Origin of the sequence: Streptomyces sp. NPDC002619, assembly GCF_042889305.1 — a bacterium.
In the GTDB taxonomy this organism is placed as follows: Bacteria; Actinomycetota; Actinomycetes; order Streptomycetales; family Streptomycetaceae; genus Streptomyces.
Map to the genome: position 1 here is coordinate 1 of NZ_JBIAQV010000093.1, position 11,179 is coordinate 11,179.

Annotated in this window: 10 protein-coding genes and 1 pseudogene; 6 read left to right on the forward strand and 5 right to left on the reverse strand. The window is 68.9% G+C overall.

The window, feature by feature from the left end:
• The 5 genes and pseudogenes from ACFYXB_RS44445 to ACFYXB_RS44465 all read right to left on the reverse strand — a co-directional run.
• Positions 1-554: transposase (locus ACFYXB_RS44445; RefSeq protein WP_389591102.1), on the reverse strand; the 554-nt coding region annotated here is incomplete at its 3' end.
• Complete coding sequence (locus ACFYXB_RS44450) at positions 515-769, reverse strand: hypothetical protein (protein WP_389591104.1); 255 nt, start codon at positions 767-769, stop codon at positions 515-517. The genes ACFYXB_RS44445 and ACFYXB_RS44450, both read right to left, overlap by 40 nt.
• Before the next feature lie 291 nt (positions 770-1,060).
• Complete coding sequence (locus ACFYXB_RS44455; protein WP_389591106.1) at positions 1,061-2,641, reverse strand: twin-arginine translocation signal domain-containing protein; 1,581 nt, start codon at positions 2,639-2,641, stop codon at positions 1,061-1,063.
• 478 nt (positions 2,642-3,119) lie between these two features.
• Positions 3,120-3,578 carry a GNAT family N-acetyltransferase gene (locus ACFYXB_RS44460; protein ID WP_389591108.1) on the reverse strand — a complete coding sequence of 153 codons (459 nt, stop codon included), beginning with the start codon at positions 3,576-3,578 and terminating at the stop codon, positions 3,120-3,122.
• Positions 3,579-3,624: 46 nt separating this feature from the next.
• Positions 3,625-3,753, reverse strand: a pseudogene (locus ACFYXB_RS44465) (IS630 family transposase); the annotation flags it as partial.
• A gap of 236 nt (positions 3,754-3,989) precedes the next feature.
• Here ACFYXB_RS44465 and ACFYXB_RS44470 point away from each other — a divergent pair.
• From ACFYXB_RS44470 to ACFYXB_RS44495, 6 genes are all read left to right on the forward strand, one after another.
• A complete protein-coding gene (locus ACFYXB_RS44470; RefSeq protein WP_389591109.1) occupies positions 3,990-4,916 on the forward strand; it encodes an ABC transporter ATP-binding protein in 927 nt (308 codons plus the stop codon).
• Complete coding sequence (locus ACFYXB_RS44475) at positions 4,897-5,853, forward strand: hypothetical protein (protein ID WP_389591111.1); 957 nt, start codon at positions 4,897-4,899, stop codon at positions 5,851-5,853. The genes ACFYXB_RS44470 and ACFYXB_RS44475 overlap by 20 nt, the downstream gene beginning before the upstream one ends.
• Positions 5,854-5,891: 38 nt before the next feature.
• Entirely contained in the window at positions 5,892-7,001 is a 1,110-nt protein-coding gene (locus tag ACFYXB_RS44480) for a sensor histidine kinase (RefSeq protein WP_389591113.1), read from the forward strand.
• 4 nt (positions 7,002-7,005) lie between these two features.
• Positions 7,006-7,692: a response regulator gene (locus ACFYXB_RS44485; RefSeq protein ID WP_389591115.1), complete on the forward strand. Its 687-nt coding sequence runs from the start codon at positions 7,006-7,008 to the stop codon at positions 7,690-7,692.
• 194 nt (positions 7,693-7,886) lie between these two features.
• On the forward strand, positions 7,887-8,798 hold the full coding sequence (locus ACFYXB_RS44490; RefSeq protein WP_389591116.1) for a hypothetical protein: 912 nt from the start codon (positions 7,887-7,889) through the stop codon (positions 8,796-8,798).
• Positions 8,795-11,038, forward strand: coding sequence for a CHAT domain-containing protein (locus ACFYXB_RS44495; RefSeq protein WP_389591118.1), 2,244 nt, complete (start codon positions 8,795-8,797; stop codon positions 11,036-11,038). The genes ACFYXB_RS44490 and ACFYXB_RS44495 overlap by 4 nt, the downstream gene beginning before the upstream one ends.
• Positions 11,039-11,179 lie beyond the last annotated feature (141 nt).

The following is an 11,179-nucleotide window of genomic DNA, read 5'->3' on the forward strand; positions in this document are numbered from 1 at the left end:
CCTTTCGGCATCAGGTAAGCCATCGAACCCAGGAACCTCCCTCCAATTCCTCCCGGCTGAACCGGGGATACGGCAGAGCGCCTCGTGGCGCACAAGCCTTCCTCGATGCACCACCTGATCCCGGCCACCCGCACCAGCTCGGACAAGGGCCCCCGCCGCGGGGACCAACACAGGTAGAAGGCCAGCTCCCTGGTGCCCGGGTTGCGACGGATCAGCAAGTGCCGATCGGCGTCGGCACCGATCTCGATCCAGGCCCAGTCGTAGTAACAGGGTCCCTTCGCCCCGGCTCCGGCGCTTTGCCGCTGCCAGGCCGAAGCGGGCAGCTGGTCGGCGACGGTGTCCGCGCGAACGGCGGTTCGACCGTGGTTGATCCGCACTCGGGTGCTACAAGCGACGGCCAAGACGTAGTCGATCCGGCGGGACTCCAACAAGGCGCGCAGGATGGGGTCTTGGCCATATGCCTCGTCTCCGGTCGCCCAGGAGGCGCTGATCCCGGTATCCACTGCCGCCGCGATCATCTGCCCGGCCAGGGCCGGCTTGGTTGCGAAATCCACCCGGTTGGGGACCCCGGCACGGGTACGGCGTCCTGGCACCAGGAGTGCTCGGGAAGGTAGAGCCGACGGTCGATCAGCGCCCTTCCCTTGCTGGAGGCGTAGGCGAGGAACACGCCGGCCTTGGCGAACCGGCCGGTCCCCAGCGCGACGGGGCGCAGGAACTTCAGGATGCCCTCGCACAGGAAGACCGCTCCCACGTAGAGGCGGATCCACATCACCGCACCCGGGCGGTGGTGCGGCTCATCCGGGACAGCCAGGTGCGGGGCGGTGTCATGTCAGGGCCCCCGTTGCATGGTTATCGGTTATCGGTGCCGATACTGCGGGCGCCCGGCGGCGGGGTACTCCTGACCGTTCGCGGGCGGCCCAGGGGCCGGGGCGACTGGCCGCCGCATTGCCCGCGGTGGTGAACGCCGGCGTCGCGGTGCGGGCGTAGGGCAGGTCGGCCTCGACATCCTCCCCGGCTGCCCTACGGACGGACCCTCCTGGTCTGTGCCTGGTGGTCGTTGTCAGGCCAGAAACTCGGCAAGCGGGAAGGAGCGATGGACCCGCGGTGGAATCAGGTAGTTCTGTCGGTGAGTCGTGTACACGACCGAATTCAAACCTGCGTCGGGCGAGCGCGGAGAGACACTGACAGTTTTGCCGTCGGGATAGTGGCCATCCATCGCGAGGCGCACGCGATTGAAGGTCTCAGTCGTCGGCACGAAGATCAGGAAGTGCAGCCCGGCGGCTTTACGGCTGCTGTAGTGGTCTCCGGTGGGATCGGAGGTGTAGTAGAACGGGTTGTCGAGCGTGGCGAAATCCCCACGGTTGGAGATGGGGGTCGTAGCCGGGTAGCGGTGGCCGTAGTTGCTGGTCGTCTCCTTCTGCAGACGATTCGTCGGCTGCATGCTCCCGTTGTGGCCGTATGCCCGGTATTTTTGGACGTCGTGGTCCACGTCGGTCTCGGTTTCGACGGGAGGACTCGCGGTGACCGTTCCCGCCGAGAGTGAGAGACCGGGCCGGTACATCGCTTGGACACGGTCGGCATAGGTGGGAAAGTCACGCGGCCCCTCTCCTCCGCTCCCGTACCAGGCGGCCAGGTCTTGGAACAGGTGCGAGAGCGGCATGACGGTTCCGTACCGGAAGTACCCGTTGGGCCACTGGTCGGTCCAGCCGGGCAGCGTCTCCAGGTTCGAGACCGGAGTGGAGCTCTCCGCGGATTTGATGGTCGTGGTGAAGCCGAGGAAGACCGGAGAATGGATGGGGATCGACTTCGCGCCGGGGATTTTTGCGGCCAGTGCCAGTTTGCTTGCCAGTGACTGCTTTCCGGTGTGTCCACCACCGGTGAAGCCCCTGCGGATACTGGTCACTTTGAACAGACTGCCTGCCTGGTTGCGTTCCGTCCCGAACAGGGCGTTGGTGCCCGCCATGATGTTGTCGAGGGAGTCACTTCGCAGCAGCACGGCCACATCGTTTTGCTCCAGGCGAACCGCTCCGAAGCCAGCAGGAGGCTGGTCGCTGGGGAACGTCCTGGCATCCTGGAGCGCATAGACGGTGTGGCCCCGCTGTTTGGACGTGATCAGGTCGACCGGCAAATATTCCGGGTAGCGCGTCCCCGCCTTGAAAAAACTCGAAGCCTTTCCAAGGCGGGGGATGTAATGATGGAAGTACGGAAGCCCCCAGGAGACCACCACGCCCAAGCCACTGGGTGGTGGAGGGAATTGCATTTCCAGACCCTTGATGACGGATTCCAGGTGGTGCTGTGCCTCTTGCAGGGATTTTACGTTCGCCGGGATCTTCAATTTCGCCGTGATCACATGGTTGTGCATTGGCGGGATCAGGACTGGGATCGTGCCAGTGCTGCTGGCAACGCCTGAGCCGTTGTCCATGATGAGCCGCGACTTTGGGATGGCATATTGTTCCGGCGGCAACGGCTTGCCGGTTGGGGCGGCAAGTCGCTTGGGTGGCGGAGCAATCTGATCGATGAGCTCGTAAATGCCGGCAGAGGCCAGGGCGGCGCCGAGGGTTGCCCCCGCAAGAAAGCCTCGTCTACTCGATGCCCCGCGTTGCTCCGCACCGGACGGGTTTCCTTCGTCGTTATCTGCCACTGTGCCGACTGTCCTTTCTGCACCTGCGCGACCTGCGACCAATCTGAGCCGGGAGGACGGCCCCGGGCACCGTCTCAGCGTTGCCGCTACCCGGCGGCACGTGCGATCGCCCGACGCTGCCCCGCGTGCTGCCTGAGTGCGGGGGGCGAAATCAGAAAGGATCGCTGACTTCGGGGTCTTTCAGCCTGTGCGAAACGCTACGTATCACCGCAAGAAATGGGGGTAGGACACGCCCGCCCCGACGCGTCGGGTGAAGTGGCGGCGTTCCGCCCCCACGTAGAAACGGATCCACATCACCCCACCTGGGGCGGTGGCGCGGTTCATCCGGGACAGCCAGGTGCGGGACGGTGTCATGTCAGGGCCCTCGCTAGTGCTGTGACCGGGAAGGTGTGTTCGTTCCATACCGCGGTCGGGGCATTCGAAGGCCAGGTGTCCCGCAGGGGTCGGTGTGGCTGGTCGCTGCGGGACCACATGGTTGTCAGCGGGGCTGATAGTTGAGAGTTCCGAGGGGCCAGTTCGTAGACAACCAGGTCGTGACGGCCGCCTTCAATGGCGCGTCCAGCTCGGCTCTGTCGGCGCGGACCCAGGAGCGGACGTCGGTGTCGTGGTCGTCGCTGCGGGAGGGATAGATATAGACGCAACCGATCACCTCGCCACTAGCGGTCTCGATGACGGTGTGGGTGAATCCGCGGCGCTGAGCGAAGTCGTCCGCGTGACGCTGCAGGTCGACGAGGTTCGCCTCCAGGGCCATCCCGTCCGCAGGAGGCCATCCTCGGTCCTGGAAGCCCGGGGTCGCACGGATGTGCTCGATGCTGCTGGTCCAGGCGGCGTGGTCGGCGGCGTTGTGCTGGGGCCCCAGAGGCTCCAAACGGAACTGCGGGGTGATCAGGTCCGCGGGGACGACGAAGTCGTCGGGGACGAGGGCATGGTCAGTCATGGGGCCGAGGCTATGAGGCAGGGCTCACGGGTTGCACCTGGATTGATCACGCCGCTCGCGTGGCGGGGCGGCCCCACCGGATGCCCTTCTCGCTGCGGATGCGGGCGCGTTCCCTGCGCTGGGCGGCCAGGATGTCGGGGTGGCGGGCGTTGGTGTTGCGCCAGCGCAGATGAAGCGCGAGGAGGTGCCCGCTGACCTGCGACGATGGGAGTCACGACGCTTCCACCAGGCACGAACGGCAAGGCGCCTCGCAGATGCAAAGCAGGCCTGCCCCGCTTGGGCAGGCTGCGCCCGAGCCACCGGTCCGCTTCTTCCGCAAGCAGCGGTCGCGCACCACCTCGTCGAATCGACGAGGGCGATCTCGACCACGCGCTGACGACGCGGTGGCCTGCGCTGCATAGCGTCGACGGCATGGACAACGCAATTCGCTGCGAGGGCCTAACCAAGAAGTACGGTTCGACGCGCGCTGTCGACAATCTGAGCCTGACCGTCGGGCCCGCGCAGGTCTTCGGCTTCCTGGGGCCCAACGGGTCCGGTAAGACCACCACCATGCGGATGCTGCTCGGCCTGGTGCACCCCACCTTGGGGCGGGCCTGGATCCACGGCCGCCCGCTGCCCGACCCGGACGGACTGGGCGCGATCGGCTCGATGGTAGAAGAGCCGGGCTTCCACCCCTGGGCCAGCGGCCGCCGCAACCTGCAGTTCCTGGCCCTCAGCGGGCCGCCGCTCCGCCGCCCCGACGCCGTGGAGGTCGCACTGGACCGGGTCGGACTCGCCGCCGCTGCCGACCGCCGGGTGATGACGTACTCGCAGGGCATGCGGCAGCGGCTCGGCCTGGCCGCCGCGCTGCTGCGCGACCCGTCACTGCTCATCCTCGACGAACCCACCAACGGCATGGACCCGGCCGGTATCCAGGAGATGCGTGCCCTGCTGCGCACACTCGCGGACGCCGGGACCACCGTCTTCCTTTCCAGCCACCTGCTCTCCGAGATCGAGCAGGTCTGCGACCGGGTCGCAGTGCTGCACGCCGGGCGGCTGATCGAGGAGGGACTGGTGACCGCGGTCGCCGGAGACCGCGCCACGGTACGAGTCACCGTGGACCCCGCCGACCTGGCGCGCGCCCAGCAGCTCCTGGCCGCCTGGCAGACGCACCCCACAGGCCCCGGCCAACTCCTCATCGACGGCGCCGAACCGCGCGCCGTCAACCAGGTGCTCGGCCGAGCCGGATTGTGGGCCCACGAAGTGTCCCGGGAGCGCGGCACGCTGGAGACCCGCTTCCTGCACCTCACCGCCGACCACCAGAGCTCCGAGGCTTCCCATGCGCCTACTGCACGCTGAACTCCGCAAGCTCAACCGCCCGCTGTTCTGGTTCGCCACCCTCGGCTTCGCCCTGTTCGCCGTGGTCCTCGCGGTGGGCGGTGCGAGCAACGCGAAGCAGTACGCCCAGCTCGCCCCGGTGCCGAGCTGCTCCGCGCTGCACCTGCCCGCGAACCTCTCCTGCGCCGAAGCCCAGAGGACGGCCAAGGCCAGGGATGCAGAGACGCATCCCGCCCGGTTCGCAGCCGCAGTGCACACCGCCGAGCAGCTGAACCCGCTCGGGGGAGGCGCCCAGTCCGCCGGGCTCATGGCGTCGCTGCCCGGCGTGCTGGTGGTCTCCCTGCTGGCCGGCGGCCACGTGGGCGGTGAATGGTCAGGACACACCATCAAGTCCCTGCTCACCCAGTGCGGTTGGCGGCGCCGAGTCCTGGCCGCCAAGGCGGCGAGTCTGTGGCTGGCCTCGGTCGGGGTCATGGCTGCGGGCTGGGCGGCGCTGGCCGTCGCCGGGCCGCTCGCCGTCCACTGGGACGGCCTGCCGGCAGCACACCAGTCCCTCGCCTCGGCCCTCCAGCACTCCTCGGGGCAGTTCGCGCGCGCCCTGTTGGTGCTCGCCCTGTTTGCAGAGGTGGGCGTGCTGGGCTCGGTCCTCACACGCAGCGCCATCGGGACTCTCGGAACCTGCGCCGGGGTGTTCGTCGGTGTCCTGGCCACCGCTTCCCTGCCGGGACTGGGCAGGTGGACCCCGGCGACCTGGGTACAGGACTGGATGGGCTTCGGCGTCGGCCGAGCCTCGATCACGGCCCTGCCGGACAACTTCTGGTCCCGCTTCATAGCCGCTACCGGCGCGGAGTCCAGCCACCTGATGACCAGGCTGGAGGCGGGCGCCCTTGCCGGACTGACCGTCGCCTGTGCCTGGGGCGCCAGCACCGTATTCCGCCGCAGCGACGTGACCGGATGACCCGGCTGAACCAGGCAATCCGGCAATACAGTCAGAGCATGCGCATCTCGTCTCGCGGAGTCGACACGGCGCTGACGGCCGTGCTGGTGCTCTGGTCGCTGCCCGATGTGCCTTGGTGGTGGCGGCCGCCAGGGCACGGGGCGAGTACCCCGGTGGTCGTCGGCTACCTGGTGGTGGCCCTCGCCCAGTCGGTGCCGTTCCTGTGGCGGCGGCGGATCCCGCTGGCCGTCCTGAGCGTCACGGCGGGGGCATACCTGCTGCGCGGGGCGCTCGTCCAGCACCAAGCCGCAGCAGGTGCCGCGGTGCTGGTCGCCGCGTACGGGGTGGGGGCGCACGGCACCCACCGGCGAGTGCCGCAGACGCTCGGCGCGCTGTCGATGGCCGCTGCGTTCGGCATCGGAGTGTTCGACAACTACCACCGGAACACCGGTGTGCCCTGGGCGCTGCTCGGAGCGGCATTCCTGCTGGGCGATGCCGCCACTGCACGGCGCCAGGCAGCCGCGGCTGCCACCGAGGCCGCGCACCTGGGCGAACGCGCACGGATCGCCCGCGAACTGCACGACGTGCTGGCCCATCAGCTCTCCGCCATCACCGTGCAGGCCGGAGCCGCCCGTCTGGCGCCCCCGGCCGACCCCACCCGCGTGCTGGCCGCAGTTGAACAGCTCGGCCGCGAGGCCCTGACCGAACTCAGCCACTTGCTCGGCGCATTGCGCCAGGACCGGACAGCGGCACCGGACCGCCGCCCGGCACCCACGCTTGCCGCGCTCAACGACCTGATCAACGGGACCCGGGCGGCCGGGGCCAGGGTTGCGTTCGAGGTGGACGGCACCGCACCGGAATCGCTGACGCCGGGTCTGGAGTTGTCTGTGTACCGGATCGCGCAGGAGGCACTGACCAACGCCGCACGGCACGCCCCCAGCGCCCCCGTCCGGATCACCCTGGGCTACCGCGCTGACCATCTGGAGCTGACAGTGGTCAACGGGCCGCCCTTGAGCCCTCGGCCGGTGGCGACTGGTGGCAACCGGGGCCTGCTCGGCATCCGCGAGCGCGTCGCCCTCTACGGAGGCCGCCTGGATGCGGCTCCCACACCGGACGGCGGCTTCGCGTTGTCCACTTGCCTCCCCTATGCCAACGAGCCGACGAGGTAGGCCGATGACGGTCCGTATCCTGCTCGCCGACGACCAGGCCATGATCCGAGCCGCGCTGGCCACCCTGCTGGGCACCCGCCCCGACTTCACCGTGGTCGGCCAAGCCGAGGACGGCGCAGAGGCCCTGGCGCTGACCCGTGAGCTCTCCCCGGACGTGGTCCTGATGGACATCAGGATGCCGCGGCTGGACGGCCTGGAGGCCACCCGCAGGATCCTCGTCAAGCCGGCACCGCCCCGCGTGGTCGTGCTCACCACTTACGACCTGGACGAATACGTCTATGAAGCACTCCGCGCCGGGGCCAGCGGCTTCCTCCTCAAGCACGCCCCGCCGGAGGAACTGCTGCTCGGGGTCCGCGCCGCGGCGGACGGCGGCGCGCTGATCTCCCCCACCGTCACCAAACGCCTGCTGAGCACCTTCACCCAGCAACTGCCCCGGCCCGTCCGGCCCCCGGCCGGCCTGGATCGGCTCACCGTGCGCGAACGGCAGGTCTTCGACCTGCTCGTGTGCGGCCGTACCAACGCCCAGATCGCCCGCACCCTGTCCGTCGCCGAGACCACCGTAAAAACGCACGTCAACCACGCACTCACCAAGCTCGCCCTGCGCGACCGGGTACACGCGGTGCTCTTCGCCTACGAGCACGGCCTTGCCCCACCGAGCGGGGAGAACGGGGAAGCATCGTCGGCCACTTAGCCTCGATCTCCCGGCCGACGTCTGTGGACAGCTTGGGAAAGTGAGTGCGACTTTCGTGTCGCTGCGGAGGCACCGGTCCGGCCATCGAGAACATGACTGCCCGCCCACGCGTCGTCGGTGAGATCCCTCCCGCTGGGCAGGCCCAGAACAACGAGCCACCTGACCGAAGAGACGTGACCGAGTAGCCTGCACCTATGGGGGACGAGCCGGGGGATTACACGATCCGAGCCGAGGATCCGCACCAGATCGAGTCACTGGCCATCGAGGCGAAACTCACTGAGGCACTCGCCAACGGCCCCCTCGAGCCCCAGGATCAGAGCGCGAGCTTCGACTCCGCCGCTGTCCGCGCACAGGCGGCCCGCCTCGCACCCGACCAGGCCCGGGCGCTGTTTCGCCGGGAAGCGGACCGGTGTGCGCGCTGGTTACGCGCCGTAGAGTTCGGCGCCGCAGGCAATGACGCCGTCGACCGGCGTACCCAGGAGGAGGGTCTGCGCGATCATCTGCGGCACATGGCCGTCATGGCCGCTGTCTACGGCACGCTGACCGGAGAGCCCCCCGAGCAACTCGTCGCCGAAACCGCTCAGGTGGCGGCGCTCGTCAACCCCCATGATCCTTTGAGGGGACTCGTCGCTCAGGTGCTCGCACACTGCTACGAAGTTCTCGGACGGCCCGAGTTGGCCTTCTCCGTCGTCGTCCGGGCACCCGTCCCAGCGGGGGCGGGCAAGCATCTGTTGCGAGTGCTCGATCTCGCCCGCCGTGCGGTCGCCCAGGGCCACCGTGAGCACGTGGCCGCACTCTTGGCCCTGGATGGCTGGCCGGGTGACCCCACGGGCCTGCACAAGGAACTCCTGTCCCGTCTGGTGAACGAACCGATGCCGGACGAGACGGAGTTGGCGTCTCGAGGCGACGCCCGTCGGGCATCCTTTCAAGCCGGGGACTTCGCCGCCCTGAGAGAACTCGCGCTCTTTGACGTGATGTGGCTGGAGGGCGACGCGAACCTGTGGCTGGCACTCTCGGCCATCCTGAAGGTGTACGGCGCCACCGAACAAGCCAAGCTGGCCCACGAGGCCGCCGACCATCTCAACGGGTACGGGGGTGCGCCATGAACTCCGGTCCGCAGAAGACCCCTTCCGTGTTCGCCGAGTTCTTCGCCGACGCGAAAGACGGGAATGACGAGTTCGCGGTGATGCACCTCGGGGAGGGGGCGCTGACCCTGCCCTTCCTCGTGGAAGAGGAGCTTCTGGTCCCGCTGAGCTTCGTCCGAGACGTGGGGGCGGGCTCGACGATGACCTTCGAGCTGGTCTTCACGGCCGCTTGGGAGGCGGTGGAACCGCTCGCCCGGCACGGAGTGAACCCAGCGTTGGGGGCGCAGGTGCTTGCCGCACTCGGTGGTAATCCCCAGCGCGCCGACGCCGACCCCCAGCGCTATCTACGCCTGACCCTTTCCGCCCTCGAAGCGTTCCGCGGCCGGGGCATGAGCCGCCACGAGGGCCGCGCCTACCTGGCTATAGGCACGGCCCTGGAGCGCTGCCGTCGCATGCCGGACGCCCTGACAGCCTACGAACGCGGCCGCGCGCTGCTCGAAGAGGCAGGCGATGAGCACGGACTGCGTGCTGCGCACGCCCGGCTAGCACTAGTCATGGGCGAGATCGGACTGATCGAGCAGTCGCTCCTGCACGCCGAGGCCGGCCTGCGGATCGGCCGAAGCCTTACCGCACCGACAGGGCCGACCGGTCGACCGGCCATGGGACAAGCCCACATCACCCATACTCTGCACCTCCGTCGCGCACGGGCCCTGATGCTCATGGGGTTCGACGACGATGCGGAATCCGCACTCGCCGACTGGCGCCGAGAGGCGGGAGATGGGGACCAGTTCGATCGCCTCGTCGTCACCGGACAGCTCCGGCTGCGGCAGAACCGGAACAACGAGGCGGTCGATGTGTTCATCCGCGCCATCGACACCCGGTTCGCCGCGCTGGACACGGCGACCCTGCCGGGGCGCACCCACTATCTGGAGAACAGCGCCAAACTCTTCGGCGAGGCCATAGGGGCCGCCCTGTCCATCGGCCGCGCCGATCTCGTCGTCGGCATGCTCGCCGCGATGGCCACCCGCCGTCCGCGACGACCTCAAGGGCCCGCGCCGGGAGGGGTGCGGCCGCTCGATGAGGAGATCCGGACCCTCGCGCGCAAGGCCACGAGTGCCGCAGTGGCGGGCGACGCCAGCGCCCTCACGGCACATGACGACCGCGCGCGCATCCTCCTGGAGACGCGGGACGCGCTGGTGCACGGCGCGCGCAGCGGCAAGGTGCGGGAACCTGTGACCGTCGCGGACCTGACGCGGGCCGTCCTTTTCGCGGCCGGGCACGGTGAACTCGCCCTGGCCTACGCGCAATCGTCACAGAACGAGATCGTCGTCCTCGCGGTCACCGACGGGACGGTGCTGTATCGGACAGCCGAGCTGCCCGCAGACCGGCTCAGCCGGCTCGTCGCGCTCGCCCACGACGAGTGTGTACGGCGCACTGACCCCCAGACCGTGCGCCACCTCGGCAAAGTACTCCTGGCCCCCGTGGCCGACCTCCTCGCCACGGCGTCCCGCGTCTTCGTCACGGCCCAAGGTCCCCTCGCCGACTTCCCGTTCCACGCCGCCCCCTTCCACGACAAACCCCTGGTGGCCAGTGTTCAGGTCCGCACCCTGCCGTCGCTGGCACTGCTCGGATCGGCAGGGGAACGACGCCGCCGGACAGCTCCGCAGGGCGCCGCACTGCGCGCCCGCGTCGCCACGGTCCGGCAACCGCGGTACGAAGTGCTGCCCGAACTGCCGACGCTGCGTACCGAAGCCGAGGCAGTCCGCCGGGCGTTTCCCGCGGCCGTCGCACTTCACGACGACGAGGCCACCGCCCACGCGGTCCGGGAAGCCGTCGAATCCTGCGATGTACTGCACCTCGCCGGCCACGCGGCCTTCGACCCGGCACATCCGAACATGGCCCGCATCCTGCTCGCCGACCGGCCGCTGTTCGCCTTCGAAGTCGCCACCGCCAGCGCCGCCCCCCAACTGGTCAACCTCAGCGGCTGCCGCGCCGCCGCCGAACGCCGCAACCTCGGCGGCGAGGGCGAGGGCCTGGCGGCGTCCTTCCTCGCGGCCGGAGCCGAGACCGTCGTCGCGCCGCTGTGGCCCGTACGTGACGACGCCGCCCTCGCCTTCAACTCCATCCTCTACGGCCAACTCGCCCGCCCCGGAACGCAGGTGGGCACGGCCGTACGCAACGCCCAGCTCGCTCTCCTCGCGGACCCGAAGTTCGCTCACCCGGGCTTGTGGGGCGCCTTCACCATCCTGGGCGGGCTTTGATGAATCCGAAGAGGAGAGCACGCAGTTGACGTCCTGCCCCAAGTAAACGAGGGGGATTCCTAGCCTTTGCGGGCTGGGGTTTCCTGCTTCACCGACGACTGCCCGCCCGGAGTGTTCCGTTGAGGTCTTACACCGTCTCCA